Raw genomic sequence first — 14,888 nt, 5'->3', positions numbered from 1 at the left:
CCCTGTGTGCTGGGGATTTGTGTTTACAGGGTCAAGGTCAACCGGCTAATAAGCGCCCCCGGCAACAGCGCCGATGCCGTCGCCCGCTGGCTGTAGGTGCTCGCCGACAACAGCAGTTCGCGTTCCGCGGTCAGCGCTTCCAGCTGTGAGCCCAGCAAACTGTAGGCGCTGTCATCGAAGCGCATGGTGCTGACCGGAGCCTGGATCTTGCCATTTTCGACCCAGAAGGTCGCAAACCGCGTCATGCCGGTCAGGCGTGCGGCCGGTTGATCCGAAAAGTTCAGGTACCACAGGTTGCTGATGTACAAGCCTGTACCGAGTTGCTCGAGTATCTCTGCCTCAGGCAAATCCCCGGCGCGCATGTTCAGGGCGGTTGGCGACTCTCCACCACTGGCGCCGTTGGCGCTCAAGCCGTACTCTGCGGCGCTGCGTGAGCCCACGAGTTGCGCGCCGGCCTTGCCCTCGACGATCAACCCCAGGTCGCTGCGCGGATAACCTTCGTCGGAGAACGCCGGGCTCAGCGAACCGCTGACTTTTTCCTCCAGCGAGACCAACGGGCTGAATGCTTGATCACCCCCGTAGAGCTTTTGCAGCGGACTGCTTTTGCTGGCAATCGACTGCGCCGAAAAACCGCCCCAGCACAGCATGCCCATGATTTCTTCCAGCGCGGCGGGCGCCAGGTAGGCGCGGTACTGACCCGGCGCCAAAGTGCGCAGCGGCCGTCCCAGGTATTCCAGCTGTTCACGTGCTTGCTGGAAGCGTCTGGCAAAGCCTTCGGTGTTCCAGTCGTGCCCGGCATAGCTGGCCTTGACCGCTTGGCCGTTTTCATGGAACAGGCTGAAATCGAAGTTGAAACTGTTGGCCTGATGCCAGCCGAAGGCGCCAGCGGAACTGGCGAAACCGCGGCTGATCGGCCCTGCCGCATAGAACCCGACCAGGTCCAGTCCTTCGGCGGCCTGGGTGATTTCGCCGACCACTTGCTCGGTGTCCGGTAGCGGGTGCTCCTGCACGTTCTGGCTTTGCCAGCCGTTGTGATTGAGCAGCAGGTAGGGGTCCTGGGGCAACAAAGGCAAGGTTTCGCGCAGTTGTTGCAGACCTTCGGCCAGACGCTGATGGTCGACTGCAGGGTCGCCTGCCAAGGTGATTTGCAGATCGGCGTGGCGGCCATCGTTGATCAATTTCAAACCGATGCTGGCCTGTTGCACCTGTCCGGCCTGACGCACCTTGGCGTGGTTGAAACGCACGAAGGCCGATGATTCGGCGGCGTAGCTCAGGGTGAACTGTTCCGGTTCGCGCAACGCTTCGCTTAACCCGGCCACCAATGCCTTGAAAGACTCGGCCTGTGCTTTCGACGTAGTCATCAGCTGTCTCCCCCAAAAACATCAACGTTGCTGAATACGCAGGCTGGCGAGGCATGGCCGACGCGAATCACTTGATTCGGTTCGCCCTTGCCACAATTGGGCGTACCCAGGACCTTGAAGGTGCTGGCATCGCCGACCGCGCTGAGGCTTTTCCAGAACTGCGCGGAAATCGCCCGGTAATTCGGGTTCTTCACCACGCCCTTTAATTCGCCGTTTTCAATCAACTGACCCCATTCGCAACCGAACTGGAATTTGTTGCGCGCATCATCAATGGACCACGAGCGGTTGGTGCTCATCAGGATGCCGTGCTCGATGTTGCCGATCAGTTGCGCAAGCGGCTGATCGCCAGGTTCGATGTTGAGATTGGCCATGCGGTCGATCGGCGGGCGGTTCCAACCGCAGGCACGGCTGTTGGCGACACCGTCCAGGCCCGCGCGAAATTGCGAGAGTGCACCGCCCAAGGGGCGCAGCAACAGGCCTTCGCGAATCAGGAATTGTTTGCTGGCAGCCGTGCCGTCGTCGTCATGGCCATAGCTGGCGAGCTGTTCGGGTATATCGGGGTCGAAGGTCACATTGAGAAGTTTAGAGCCGTATTGCAGGCGGCCAAAGTCTTCTGCCTTGACGAAACTGGTGCCAGCGTAATTGCGTTCATCGCCGAGGATGCGGTCCAGTTCCAACGGATGACCGATGGATTCGTGGATTTGCAGCATCATCTGGTCGGGCATCAGCAGCAGATCGCGTGGACCTTGCGGCGTGTTCGGTGCCAGCAGCAGTTGCAGCGCCTGGTCGGCGACCAGCGGGCCGGCACCGACCAGGCCGCAGCGGCTGATCACATCCGCGCCACCCTGCTGGCCGAAATTCTCGCGACCCAGGCTGCGGGTCTGGCTGTCGTTACCGTCGTAGGCGGTGACATCGAGGCCCGGGTAGACGAAGCGTTGGGCCTGGCGCAGTTCGGCGCCGGCGCTGTTGAGGTAGATCTGCTCGACGTGGGTGATGCCGAGGCTGACCTGCCAGCTCACCAGGCGCTCGTCCTTGGGCACGGCGGCGGATTCGGCCCCCAGCAGCTGATAGCAGTCGCTCAGGGAGGGGAAAGGCTGGTCGAGGGTCGGCGAGAAATAGTCGGCACGGTCGCTGGAAACGGCGTGTTCGCGCAGGTCCAGCAGGGCATGGGGCTTGAGTCGGCGCGCCTGCTGTTCGGCGCGTTCGAGGGCGGCTTGCAGGCCCTGTTGCGACAGGTCGTTGGTTGCCGCATAGGCTTCGACGCCATTGACTCGCACGGTCAGCATCGCGCCTTCGTCGCGGCTCAGGCTCGGCGGTTCGGCGACGTTCTTGCGCACCGACAGGTACTGGCCGGACTCGCGCACATAACGCAGGGAAAAGAATTCGGCGCCCGTGCGCAAGGCAGCAAAGCGCTGCTTGAGCTGGGGGTGGAAATCGAACATTCGGGAACCTCCTTGGTGTGGAGCATCGATGTTGCGCGGGGAGGGTGAAGCATTTGCGTGGCGCTAGAGTAGGCCTGCGAGGGGGATGGATCAAGGATGGAGCGGTGTCAGCGGGGATTGATCGTTCCCACGCAGAGCGTGGGAACGATCAGGGGGAGGCTTACTGTGCGGTGGCGCTGACTTCCCGCACAGGCTTGCCCTTCACCGGCGCATCGCCTGCTACGTAGTACTTGGCCTTGCTGCGCGGCAATGGCTTGCGACCACGGATCTTGTCGGCGATTTTCTCGGCCATCATGATCGTCGGCGCGTTCAGGTTGCCGGTGGTGATGATCGGCATGATCGAGGCATCGACCACGCGCAGGCCTTGCATGCCATGCACGCGACCCTCGCCATCGACCACGGCCATTTCGTCGGTGCCCATCTTGCACGAGCAGGACGGGTGGAACGCGGTTTCGGCGTGCTCGCGGATGAACTTGTCCAACTGCTCATCGGTTTGCACTTCGATGCCCGGGCTGATTTCGCGGCCACGGAAGGCGTCCAGTGCCGGTTGCTGCATGATTTCACGGGTCAGGCGGATGCCGTCGCGGAATTCCTGCCAGTCCTGCTCGGTGGCCATGTAGTTGAACAGGATGCTCGGGTGCTGGCGTGGATCCTTGGACTTGGCCTGGATGCGCCCGCGGCTTGGCGAACGCATGGAGCCCATGTGTGCCTGGAAACCGTGCTCTTTCACACCGTTGCTGCCGTTGTAATTAATCGCTACCGGCAGGAAGTGGTACTGGATGTTCGGCCATTCGAATTCCGGACGGGTACGGATGAAACCGCCGGCTTCGAACTGGTTGCTGGCACCGATGCCGGTGCCGTTGAACAGCCATTCGGCACCGATCGCCGGCTGGTTGTACCAGAGCAGCGACGGGTACAGCGAGACGGGTTGGGTGCACGCGTATTGCAGGTACAACTCAAGGTGGTCCTGCAGGTTTTCACCGACGCCCGGCAGGTCGTGAACCACCGGAATGTCGAGCTTTTTCAGCAGTTCGGCCGGGCCGACGCCGGAGCGTTGCAGGATTTGCGGCGAAGCGATGGCGCCGGAGCACAGCAGCACTTCCTTGCGCGCCTTGGCTTCAACGCGCTCTTCGGCGGAGCCAACCAGGTAGCGCACGCCGACCGCACGCTTGCCTTCGAACAGGATCTTGTCGGTCAGGGCGTGGGTGACGATGGTCAGGGTCGAACGCTTCTTGGCGATGTCCAGGTAACCGCGGGCGGTGGAGGCACGACGGCCTTTGGGCGTCACGGTGCGGTCCATCGGACCGAAGCCTTCTTGCTGGTAGCCGTTCAAGTCTTCGGTGCGTGGATAACCGGCCTGTACGCCCGCTTCGACCATAGCGTGGAACAGCGGGTTGTTGCCGGCTTTCGGTGTGGTCACGCTGACCGGGCCGTCGCCACCGTGGTAGTCGTTCGGGCCGATGTCGCGGGTTTCCGCCTTGCGGAAATACGGCAGGCAGTCCAGGTACGACCAGTCCTCGAGGCCTGGCAGTTTTGCCCAGCCGTCGTAATCCATGGCGTTGCCACGGATGTAGCACATGCCGTTGATCAGCGAGGAGCCGCCGAGGCCCTTGCCGCGGCCGCATTCCATCCGGCGACCGTCCATGTGTGGTTCTGGATCGGTTTCGTAGGCCCAGTTGTAGCGACGGCCTTGCAGCGGGAACGCCAGGGCGGCCGGCATCTGCGTACGGAAATCCATGCGGTAGTCCGGGCCGCCGGCTTCGAGCAGCAGGACGGTGACGCCTTCATCTTCAGTCAGACGGGTCGCCAGGGTGTTACCGGCCGAGCCGGCACCGATGATGATGTAATCGAATTCTTGGGACATTGAATGCACCCTCTTGGAAGTTGGTTCAGGTCGCGGGTCGCCTCGACGCCGCGCAACCCGTGGCGAGGGGATTTATCCCCGTCCGGCTGCGCAGCAGTCGTAAACTCAGCGACTGAGATCTATCTGGAGATCGTGGTGTCGGGATGGGGGGCTGCTTCGCAGCCCAGCGGGGATAAATCCCCTCGCCACATCGACATTCACTCCAGGTCGCTCGCAGATCAGAACACCGAGACGTAATCGCCCAGCTCGACCTGTACCGATTTGATGCGGGTGAAGTTGTTCAGCGAGCTAATGCCGTTCTCACGGCCAACACCCGACTGCTTGTAGCCGCCAACCGGCATCTTCGCGTCGGATTCGCCCCAGGCGTTGATCCAGCAGATACCGGCTTCCAGTTGATGAATCACGCGGTGAGCGCGGTTCAGATCCTTGGTGACGATACCGGCGGCGAGGCCGAAGTCGGTGTCGTTGGCGCGGCGGATCACTTCTTCTTCGGTCTCGTAGGTGAGGATCGCCATCACCGGGCCAAAGATTTCTTCGCGCACGATGGTCATGTCATCGGTGCAGTCGGTGAACACGGTCGGTGCGACGAACGCGCCCTTGGCGAATTCACCTTCGGTCAGGCGCTCGCCGCCGCACAGCAGGCGCGCACCTTCTTCCTTGCCCTTGGCGATATAGCCCAGCACGCTTTCCATGTGGGCGAAGCTGACCAGCGGGCCGAAGTTGGTGTTTTCATCTTCCGGATTGCCGACGCGGATGCGCGCAACACGTTCAACGATCTTGGCTTCAAAAGCGGCTTTCAGGTGCGCCGGTACGAACACGCGAGTGCCGTTGGTGCAAACCTGGCCGGAGCTGTAGAAGTTGGCCATCATCGCGGTATCGGCAGCACGGTCGAGGTCGGCGTCGTCGCAGATGATCAGCGGCGACTTGCCACCCAGTTCCATGGTCACGTCCTTGAGCGAAGAGCTCGAAGCGCTGGCCATGACTTTCTTGCCGGTGTCGGTGCCGCCGGTGAACGAGACTTTCTCGATGCGCGGGTGTTCGGTCAGCCAGGTGCCGACTTCACGGCCGCTGCCGGTCAGGACGTTGAACACACCCGCTGGCAGGCCGGCTTCGGTGTAGATCTCGGCCAGTTTCAGGGTGGTCAGCGAAGTGACTTCGCTTGGCTTGAAGATCATCGCGTTACCGGCGGCCAGGGCCGGTGCGGATTTCCACAGGGCGATCTGGATCGGGTAGTTCCACGCGCCGATACCGGCCACGACGCCCAGTGGCTCGCGACGCGTGTAGACGAACGAAGTGGTGCGCAAAGGGATCTGCTCGCCTTCGATGGCGGGTACCAGGCCTGCGTAGTACTCCAGCACGTCAGCGCCGGTGACGATGTCGACGTAGCGGGTTTCGGAGTACGACTTGCCGGTGTCCAGGGTTTCCAGTGCGGCCAGTTCATCGTTGCGTTCGCGCAGGATGTCCACGGCACGACGCAGGATGCGCGAACGCTCCATGGCGGTCATCGCAGCCCAGATTTTCTGGCCCTTTTCGGCGCTGACTACGGCGCGCTCGACGTCTTCCTTGGTCGCACGTTGTACTTTTGCGAGGACTTCACCGTTAGCCGGGTTGATGGCTTCAAACGTGGCATCGCTGCCAGCGTCACTGTAGCCGCCATCGATGTAGAGTTTTTGCAGTTCGAAACGGGCCATAAAGTCCTCGCAAGTGCATTGGTTATTGGCACGGTGCAGGTGTCGAGCGTTCTATGTGTGCTCTAACTCACCTGCTTGGCCAGTTGGATATCCATGTATTCGTAAGCGATCCGTTGTGCCTGCTCGGTGTCGAAAGCATCTCCCGACAGCGCGCCGCGCAACCACAAGCCGTCAATCAACGCTGCCAGGCCACGGGCCGCACTGCGCGCTTCGACAAGCGGCAACACGCGGCGGAACTGGCAGCACAGGTTGGAATACAGACGGTGATCGTTGATCCGCTGCAACCTGTGCAAAGACGGCTGGTGCATGCTGGTAGCCCAGAAGGCCAACCAGGTTTTCATTGCCGGGCCGTTGACCTGGCTGGCGTCGAAGTTGCCTTCGATGATCACCTGCAGATGCGCCCGCGGGCTGTCATCTGTCAGCGCCAATCGGCGCGCGGTGACGTTCTCGCTCAGGACGGTCATCAGGTACCCCATGGTGGCGGCGATCAGGCCGTTCTTGTCCTGAAAGTAATGACTGATGATGCCGTTCGAGACACCGGCCAAACGGGCGATCAGCGCAATGCTGGCGTCCCCCATTCCGACCTGGTCGACCGCCAGCAAGGTGGCTTCGATCAACTGTTGGCGACGGATGGGTTGCATACCGACCTTGGGCATCTTGCACATCTCCTTAGGCCTTCCGGCAGACGCAAGACGTCTATCGGTTTGAGGGCCAGTCTATTTTGTTTTGATTGAACGTTCAATCAACAAAGAATAAGATCTGCGACAAATCGTCGCTGCCTACAGATTTTTCCGACGCGTAGCGGCGAAAAAAAACGACTTCCGCAATTGCTCGAAACCCACGCGCCACGGCGTTAAAGGGGGTTCGAGCTTTATCGGGTTGTCTTTATATCACCCGCTGGTCGGCTGCCCACTAAGCGATTGGTCGGGTACCTCGTTTGTCTTGCGTTCTTCTCTCGCACTGCCCGGAGCATCTGTGCCATGAGTTCTGCCTCGCTAATAAAGACCCCACCCGAGAAGGTGACGGTCAACGGTTGGGTGTTCTACACCTCTACCGCGTTGATTCTGTTGTTGACCGCCATTCTGATAATTGCCCCGCAAGAGGCCGGCAGACTGCTCGGTACGGCGCAAGCCTGGTTGTCCCGCAGCTTCGGCTGGTACTACATGGTGGTGATTGCCGCCTACCTGATCTTCGTGGTCGGCCTGGCGTTCTCGTCCTACGGCAAGCTCAAGCTGGGCAGCAAGGACGACACCCCGGACTTCAGTTACGGCGCCTGGGCGGGGATGCTGTTCTCCTCGGGTATCGGCATCTCGCTGCTGTACTTCGGTGCGTCCGAGCCGCTGGACCATTATTTCAACCCGCCGGAAGGCGTGGCCGGCAGCAACCTGGCGGCACGTCAGGCTGTGCAGCTGACGTTCCTGCACTGGGGCCTGCATGGCTGGGCGATCTACGCCCTGGTCGGCCTGGCGGTGGCGTACTTTGCCTACCGGCATAACCAGCCGCTGGCGCTGCGTTCGGCGCTGTACCCGCTGGTGGGTGAGCGTTGGGTCAAAGGCGCGGCCGGTCATGCGGTGGACGGCTTTGGCATGTTCGTGACCCTGCTGGGCCTGGTGACCAACCTGGGGATTGGTTCGCTGCAAGTGTCGTCGGGCCTGGAAAACCTGTTCGGCATGGAGCACAGCAACACCAACCTGCTGATCGTGATCATCGTGATGAGCACCGTGGCGACCATCGCTGCCGTGTCGGGTGTGGAAAACGGCATCCGCCGCCTGTCCAACCTCAACATCGTGCTGTTCAGCGGTCTGCTGATTTTCGTGCTGCTGTTCGGCCCGACCCTGCACCTGCTCAACGGCTTCGTGCAGAACGTTGGTGATTACCTGAACGGTGTGGTGCTGAAGACTTTCGATCTTTATGTGTACGAAGGCGACAGTGAGAGGTCTGACCGCTGGCTGGGCCTGTGGACCCTGTTCTACTGGGCCTGGTGGATTTCCTGGGCCCCATTCGTAGGCATGTTCATCGCGCGTATTTCCCGTGGTCGCACGGTGCGTGAAATGGTTGCTGGCGTGCTCCTGATTCCGCTGGGTTTCACCCTGGCGTGGCTGTCGATTTTCGGTAACTCGGCGCTGGACCTGGTGATGAATCACGGCGCGGTGGAGCTCGGCAAGACTGCGCTGGAACAGCCGTCCATGGCGATCTACCAGTTGCTGGAGCATTACCCGGCATCGAAGGTGGTGATCGGTGTATCGATTTTCGTGGGCTTCGTGTTGTTCCTGACGCCGGCGGATTCGGGTGCGGTGATGATGGCCAACCTGTCGTGCAAGGGCGGTAACGTCGACGAAGATGCGCCGCACTGGCTGCGGATCTTCTGGTCGGTGGTGATCACCCTGGTGACCATCGGCCTGCTGTTCGCCGGTAACTTCGAAGCCATGCAAACCATGGTGGTTCTGGCCGGCTTGCCGTTCTCGGTGGTGTTGGTGTTCTTCATGTTCGGCTTGCACAAGGCCATGCGCCAGGACGTGCAGATTGAACAGGAGCAGGCGGAGTTGGCAGCGCGCGGTCGTCGTGGCTTCAGCGAGCGTTTGACGCAGCTGGACCTGCAGCCGAGCCAGTCGGTGGTACAACGCTTCATGGATAAGCATGTGAGCCCGGCATTGCAGGATGCGACGACGCAAATGCGTGCCCAAGGCCTCGAAGTGCAGACGCTGCTGGGCAAGTCCAAGCGCTGCATGGGAGTGCGGGTCGAGATGGAAGAGGGCAACCCTTTTGTCTACGAAGTCAGCCTGGATGGGTATCTGGCCACTCCAACCGAGTCAGCCCAGTCCGATGAGGCGCGTCAGCGTTACTACCGCGCCGAGGTGTACTTGCACAACGGTAGCCAGGACTACGACCTGATGGGTTTCACCCAGGATCAGATCACCCGTGACGTGCTCGATCAGTTTGAAAGCCATCGCCAGCTTCTTGGCCGGGTGTATAGCTAAGTTCTGAACTGATGCGGTGTTTCAGTGACACCGCGTCGCCTTCTTTGCGAGCAAGCCCGCTCCCACATTTGGAATGCATTCCCCTGTGGGAGCGGGCTTGCTCGCGAAGGGGTCATCAGCCGCAATGCTGCATTACCCGATTTCACACAAATAAAAACGCCGCGATCTCTCGCGGCGTTTTTGTGTCTGCTGCCTTAGCCCAGGTTCTTGCCGAGCAGCGCGTGGTACAGCTCGCTGTCGCCGAGAATCCCGACCACTTTGTTGTTGTCGTGCAACACCAGTTTGTTGCCGGTCTGATAACGAATCTGCAGTGCGTCGCGCATGCCGATGTTGGAATCCACCAGCGTCGGCCGGCGGCCCAGGCCTTCGACCGCCTGACCTGGAATCCAGTTCTGCAGGTCCAGGCTCGCACCGTTCTGGCGTGCGCCCTTGATGGTGTTGCCTTCGGCGAGGTCAAGCCACGAATCGCCGCCCGGATCGAGGCACACCGAGCCGTTGATGCGCTTGCAGTTGTCCAGGGTGCGCATCAGGCTGCGCCCGCACAGTACGTTCAGCGGGTTGGTGTGGGCGACGAAGGTCCGCACGTAGTCGTCCGCAGGGTTGAGGACGATTTCTTCGGGCTTGCTGTACTGGATGATCCGGCCGTCTTTCATGATCGCGATACGGCTGCCGAGCTTCAGGGCTTCATCGAGGTCGTGGCTCACGAACACGATGGTCTTGCTCAGCTTGCGTTGCAGCTCCAGCAGTTCGTCCTGCAGGCCCTGGCGGATCAGCGGGTCGAGTGCCGAGAACGGTTCGTCCATCAGCAGGATGTCGGCGTCCATCGCCAGCGCACGGGCCAGGCCCACACGTTGCTGCATGCCACCGGACAGCTCATCGGGTTTCTTGTTGCGCCATTGGGTCAGGCCCACCAGCTCAAGTTTTTCATCGACCAGTTTCCGGCGTTCCTTCTCCGGACGGCCCTGCATTTCCAGGCCGAAGCTGATGTTCTCGCGCACCGTCAGCCAAGGCATCAGGGCGAACTTCTGGAACACCATCGCAATGCGCTTGGTGCGCATCATTTTCAGCTCGGCGGCGGAGCAGGACGCGATGTTGATCTGCTTGCCTTCGTGCTCGACGAACAGCTTGCCACGGCTGACGGTGTTGAGACCGTTGATGCAACGCAGCAGGCTGGACTTGCCGGAGCCGGACAGGCCCATCAGCACGCAGATTTCACCTTTTTCGATATCCAGGCTGGCCTTTTCGACGCCAACGATTTGCCCGGTCTTTTTCAGGATCTCGCTGCGGGTCAAGCCTTGATCGAGAAGTTTCAGTGCTTCGCGTGGATCCTTGGTGAAGATCACGTCGACGTCTTCGAAGCGAATTATGCTCATGCGTCACCCCCTACTTTCGCGTCGGGTTGTTTGCAGATACGGTCGAGCATGATCGCCAGCAGTACGATCGCCAGGCCCGCTTCGAAGCCCAGGGCGATATCAGCAGTGTTCAGTGCGTTGACCACCGGTTTACCCAGTCCGTCGGCGCCCACCAGTGCCGCAATCACCACCATCGACAGCGACAGCATGATGCACTGGGTGATGCCGGCCGCGATGCTCGGCATGGCGTGGGGCAGTTCTATCCGTGTTAGTAGCTGGCGACGCGAGCAGCCAAAGGCCTTGCCGGCGTCCATCAGTTCTTGCGGGACATCGCGGATGCCCAGGTAGGTCAGGCGGATCGGCGCGGCGATGGCGAATACCACCGTGGAGATCAGGCCTGGCACCACACCCAGCCCGAAGAGGGTCAGGGTAGGAATGAGGTAAACGAAGGTCGGTACGGTCTGCATCAGATCGAGTACCGGACGCATAAAAGTGTAGAACATTGGCTTGTGCGCCGCGACGATGCCCAGTGGCACGCCGATGACCACGCAGACCAGGGTGGCAAACAGCACCTGGGCCAGGGTCTCCATGGTTTCCTGCCAGTACCCCAGGTTGAGGATCAGCAGAAAGGAGGCGATGACGAAAGCGGTCAGCCCCCATTTGCGCTGGATGAAGTGGGCCAGGAGGGCGATGAGGCCGATCAGTGCCAGCGGGTTGAACCAGGTCAGCGCGAAAGTCACGCCGTGGATCATCGTTTCCAGCGTCACGGCAATGGCGTCGAAGGTGTTGGCGCCGTGTTGCGTCAACCATTCGACAAAGCTCGCGATGTGCTGGCCTAAAGGGATTTTCTGATCAATCAGCATGGTAGTGAACGTCCGCATGCAAGGAAATTAACAGCCCGGACGGCGTGAGCCGCCCGGCATAAGCGATGCTCCCCGATTCAAGGCGCGAGTTTGGCTTTCACGGCCTCCAGGCCTGGTTTACCGTCAATGGTGGTCACGCCAGCGAGCCAGGTATCGAGCACCTGTGGATTCTTTTTCAGCCAGGCCTTGGCGGCCGCGTCAGGCTTCATCTTGTCGTCCAGGATGTTGCCCATCAGTTCGCTCTCCATGTCGACAGTGAACTCCAGGTTTTTCAGCAGTTGGCCCACGTTGCTGCACTCCTCGGCGTAACCCTTGCGGGTGTTGGTCGCCACGGTGGCAGCACCGAAATCCGGGCCAAAGAAATCGTCGCCGCCGGTCAGGTATTGAATCTTGAAGCGCTTGTTCATCGGGTGCGGCGCCCAGCCGAGGAAGACCACGGCGGTGTCGCGTTTCTGGGCGCGGTCGACCTGGGAGAGCATCCCCGCTTCGCTGGATTCGACGACCTTGAAGCCTGCGTCCTTGAGGCCGAAGGCGTTCTTGTCGATCATGCTCTGGATCAGGCGGTTGCCGTCGTTGCCGGGCTCGATGCCGTAGATCTTGCCGTCCAGTTCCTTCTTGAACTTGGCGATGTCGGCAAAATCATGCAGCCCTTTGTCGTACAGGGCTTGTGGCACGGCGAGGGTGTATTTGGCGCCCTTGAGGTTGGTGCGCACGGTTTCCACGGTGCCGGCGTCGCGGTAGGCCTTGATGTCGTTTTCCATGGTCGGCATCCAGTTACCGAGGAACACGTCCATGTTCTTCCCGTCGGCCAGGGACTTGTAGGTCACGGGCACGGAAATCATGGTGGTCTTGGTCTTGTAGCCGAGGGCGTTGAGCACGACGCTGGTGGTGGCGGTCGTTGCGGTGATGTCGGTCCAGCCGACATCGGAGAAGTTTACGGTGCTGCATTGAGCCGGTTCGGCGGCTTGCGCCATAACCGGCAGACTAAGCAGGGCGGCCAACAACAACGACGGGGAACCTTTCATGGATGGACTCCTTGGTGTTTTTTTTGGCAGTAGTTTCCGACTGGAACCACCGCACTTATAGGTTGCGGTTGGATGGCGTTCTGGAGACATCTCTACCACGGCGCCTTGCAATCGAGTCGTTACGATCATGTACCAGTGAAAATCTGACGCCTACAGGGTGCGTCGTAACCAGTACAGGGATGGTCGCATCCAGTGTCGGTGACGTCGTTTACAGATTTTTTCAGCCTCTTTTGTCCGTCTGAGCCGCAAAAAAACGGCGAAAACACGACGTGAAAGACACGCGGCGTTCGTGGACATGAGTGCGTCGGTGTGAGACGTCGAACGACAGGATAAAAGCCTGATGATGCGGCCATCACGACGGATTGCAGCTTGAGCGTAGCAGCTCCGTCACCGGGCGCTTCTGCGCCTGGAGTTGGCACATCCAGGAGTCCGGCAGTAATGGCTATCAGTGTTTTCGACCTGTTCAAAATCGGCATCGGCCCTTCCAGTTCACACACCGTGGGGCCTATGCGGGCCGCGGCGCTGTTCGTGCAGGGCTTGCGCGAACGCGGGCAGCTTGAGCAGGTTCGGCGTGTCGAAGTGCAGCTTTTTGGTTCGCTGTCGGCCACCGGCATCGGCCACGGCAGCGACAACGCTGTGATCATGGGCTTGATGGGGGAGTGGCCGGACGCGATCGATCCGTCGCAAATCGGCATCCGCATCGCCACTCTGCGCGAAACCGACACATTGCTACTCGATGGCCGCCAGCCGGTGCCGTTCATCTGGGCTCGGGATATGCGCCTGATCGACGAAAACCTGCCATTCCATCCCAATGCCATGACCCTGATTGTCGAGGGCGATGACGGCGAGTTGCATCGCGACACCTACTATTCGGTGGGTGGCGGTTTTGTCGTCGATGAGGCACAAGCCAGCAGCGGGGTGGTCGACATGGATCACACCGAACTGCCGTACGATTTTTCCAGCGCTGCCGAGCTGCTGGAGTTGTGTAAAAAGCACAACCTGCGCGTGGCCGAATTGATGATGGCCAACGAGAAGGTGTGGCGCAGCGAAGAGGAAATCCGCAGTGGCCTGATGCACCTGTGGCGCGCCATGCAGGATTGCGTCGAACAAGGCCTCAAGCACGAGGGCATCCTGCCCGGCGGGCTGAACGTGCGCCGTCGCGCGGCGAAATTGCATCGCAGCTTGCAGGAGCTGAACAAGCCTAACGTGATCGGCTCGACACTGAGCGCCATGGAGTGGGTCAACCTGTTCGCCCTGGCGGTCAACGAAGAGAACGCCGCCGGCGGGCGCATGGTCACGGCACCAACCAATGGCGCGGCCGGGATCATCCCGGCGGTGCTGCACTACTTCATGAAGTTCAGCGAGGACGTGACCGACGCCAATGTCGTCGACTACATGCTCGGCGCGGCGTCGGTCGGGATCCTGTGCAAGAAGAACGCCTCGATCTCCGGTGCCGAAGTCGGTTGCCAGGGCGAAGTCGGCTCGGCCTGCGCCATGGCGGCCGCGGGCTTGGCAGAAATTTTGGGCGCCACACCGGAACAACTGTGCAACGCGGCGGAAATCGGCCTGGAGCACAACCTGGGGCTCACGTGTGACCCGGTGGGCGGCCTGGTGCAGGTGCCGTGCATCGAGCGCAACGCGATTGCCGCGGTGAAGGCGATCAATGCGGCGCAGATGGCATTGCGCGGCGATGGCCAGCACTTTATCTCCCTGGACCGGGTGATCCGCACGATGCGCGATACCGGGGCCGATATGCATGACAAGTATAAAGAGACGTCGCGGGGTGGGTTGGCTGTCAGCGCGGTTGAGTGCTGAAATCCAGTCGGCCCATTCGCGAGCAGGCTCGCTCCCACATTGAAATGCAATCCACTGTGGGAGCGAGCCTGCTCGCGAAGGCGGCAGACCAGTCAAAACTGCGCGTTAAGTGAACACGTAATACCTGATGCGCCTCCTTTTGGCGCGTCGCTAACAGATAAGTACCTGACCTCAAAATCAGGTCCTCCCCATCCCGGACCACCCGTCACCCCGTGCCTGCGGTGACACTCTTACAGAGCTCCCTGTAGCCCTGTTCCCACAAGTGCTACCGTTTTGCTCAAACGCAACGGGGCAGAGCGCTTGCAGCCATTGATGGCACTTATAACCCTTACTCCCTGCGCGTCATATATAGACACATTCCGACGTCGTTTTTAGGAGTTATTGAACGCGTATTCAAATTTAGGCATGGCATTTGCTCTGTCATTACAAAGCCCGTCTCCCATGCGAGAACGATGGCAATAACAAGAGCCTCCGCCTGAGGCCATCACCCGCTTTGT

At 60.6% G+C, this 14,888-nt stretch carries 10 protein-coding genes; 2 read left to right on the top strand and 8 right to left on the bottom strand.

Annotated elements, in window-relative coordinates:
- Positions 1-23: 23 nt before the first annotated feature.
- The 5 genes from PG5_RS05465 to betI all read right to left on the bottom strand — a co-directional run bounded on the left by PG5_RS05465 (position 24) and on the right by betI (position 7,014).
- Positions 24-1,361 (bottom strand): TldD/PmbA family protein, encoded by a 1,338-nt coding sequence (locus PG5_RS05465; protein ID WP_020796096.1) that lies wholly within the window; start codon positions 1,359-1,361, stop codon positions 24-26.
- On the bottom strand, positions 1,361-2,803 hold the full coding sequence (locus PG5_RS05460) for a TldD/PmbA family protein (RefSeq protein WP_020796095.1): 1,443 nt from the start codon (positions 2,801-2,803) through the stop codon (positions 1,361-1,363). The genes PG5_RS05465 and PG5_RS05460 overlap by 1 nt, the downstream gene beginning before the upstream one ends.
- Positions 2,804-2,963: 160 nt before the next feature.
- Positions 2,964-4,667, bottom strand: coding sequence for a choline dehydrogenase (betA, locus tag PG5_RS05455; protein WP_020796094.1), 1,704 nt, complete (start codon positions 4,665-4,667; stop codon positions 2,964-2,966).
- 218 nt (positions 4,668-4,885) lie between these two features.
- Positions 4,886-6,358 (bottom strand): betaine-aldehyde dehydrogenase, encoded by a 1,473-nt coding sequence (betB, locus tag PG5_RS05450; protein WP_020796093.1) that lies wholly within the window; start codon positions 6,356-6,358, stop codon positions 4,886-4,888.
- Positions 6,359-6,420: 62 nt separating this feature from the next.
- Complete coding sequence (gene betI, locus PG5_RS05445; protein ID WP_020796092.1) at positions 6,421-7,014, bottom strand: transcriptional regulator BetI; 594 nt, start codon at positions 7,012-7,014, stop codon at positions 6,421-6,423.
- Between the two features lie 381 nt (positions 7,015-7,395).
- On the opposite strand from betI, the gene PG5_RS05440 reads away from it, so the two are divergent.
- A complete protein-coding gene (locus PG5_RS05440) occupies positions 7,396-9,336 on the top strand; it encodes a BCCT family transporter (RefSeq protein ID WP_256228076.1) in 1,941 nt (646 codons plus the stop codon).
- Between the two features lie 194 nt (positions 9,337-9,530).
- Here the strand turns inward: PG5_RS05440 and choV are convergent, their stop codons facing one another.
- The 3 genes from choV to PG5_RS05425 all read right to left on the bottom strand — a co-directional run bounded on the left by choV (position 9,531) and on the right by PG5_RS05425 (position 12,576).
- Positions 9,531-10,709, bottom strand: a complete 1,179-nt coding sequence (gene choV / locus PG5_RS05435; protein ID WP_020796090.1) for a choline ABC transporter ATP-binding protein — start codon at positions 10,707-10,709, stop codon at positions 9,531-9,533.
- Positions 10,706-11,551 (bottom strand): choline ABC transporter permease subunit, encoded by an 846-nt coding sequence (choW, locus tag PG5_RS05430; protein WP_020796089.1) that lies wholly within the window; start codon positions 11,549-11,551, stop codon positions 10,706-10,708. Before choW ends, choV begins: the two co-directional genes overlap by 4 nt.
- A 77-nt stretch (positions 11,552-11,628) precedes the next feature.
- On the bottom strand, positions 11,629-12,576 hold the full coding sequence (locus PG5_RS05425; RefSeq protein ID WP_020796088.1) for a choline ABC transporter substrate-binding protein: 948 nt from the start codon (positions 12,574-12,576) through the stop codon (positions 11,629-11,631).
- A 438-nt stretch (positions 12,577-13,014) separates the two neighbouring features.
- Between PG5_RS05425 and PG5_RS05420 the strand changes: the two genes are divergently transcribed.
- Entirely contained in the window at positions 13,015-14,391 is a 1,377-nt protein-coding gene (locus tag PG5_RS05420; protein WP_020796087.1) for an L-serine ammonia-lyase, read from the top strand.
- The last annotated feature ends 497 nt before the right edge of the window (positions 14,392-14,888 follow it).

The organism is Pseudomonas sp. G5(2012) (genome assembly GCF_000408945.1).
GTDB classification, from domain to species: Bacteria; Pseudomonadota; Gammaproteobacteria; order Pseudomonadales; family Pseudomonadaceae; genus Aquipseudomonas; species Aquipseudomonas umsongensis.
Note: the sequence above shows the minus strand (reverse complement) of the source record. Positions and strands in the feature narration are given on the sequence as shown.

What these genes read in the sequence shown, in the direction of transcription:
- PG5_RS05465 (WP_020796096.1), bottom strand. Translation starts at nt 1,361, where the DNA reads ATGACTACGTCGAAAGCACAGGCCGAGTCTTTCAAGGCATTGGTGGCC.
- PG5_RS05460 (WP_020796095.1), bottom strand. Translation starts at nt 2,803, where the DNA reads ATGTTCGATTTCCACCCCCAGCTCAAGCAGCGCTTTGCTGCCTTGCGC.
- betA (WP_020796094.1), bottom strand. Translation starts at nt 4,667, where the DNA reads ATGTCCCAAGAATTCGATTACATCATCATCGGTGCCGGCTCGGCCGGT.
- betB (WP_020796093.1), bottom strand. Translation starts at nt 6,358, where the DNA reads ATGGCCCGTTTCGAACTGCAAAAACTCTACATCGATGGCGGCTACAGT.
- betI (WP_020796092.1), bottom strand. Translation starts at nt 7,014, where the DNA reads ATGCCCAAGGTCGGTATGCAACCCATCCGTCGCCAACAGTTGATCGAA.
- choV (WP_020796090.1), bottom strand. Translation starts at nt 10,709, where the DNA reads ATGAGCATAATTCGCTTCGAAGACGTCGACGTGATCTTCACCAAGGAT.
- choW (WP_020796089.1), bottom strand. Translation starts at nt 11,551, where the DNA reads ATGCTGATTGATCAGAAAATCCCTTTAGGCCAGCACATCGCGAGCTTT.
- PG5_RS05425 (WP_020796088.1), bottom strand. Translation starts at nt 12,576, where the DNA reads ATGAAAGGTTCCCCGTCGTTGTTGTTGGCCGCCCTGCTTAGTCTGCCG.
- PG5_RS05420 (WP_020796087.1), top strand. Translation starts at nt 13,015, where the DNA reads ATGGCTATCAGTGTTTTCGACCTGTTCAAAATCGGCATCGGCCCTTCC.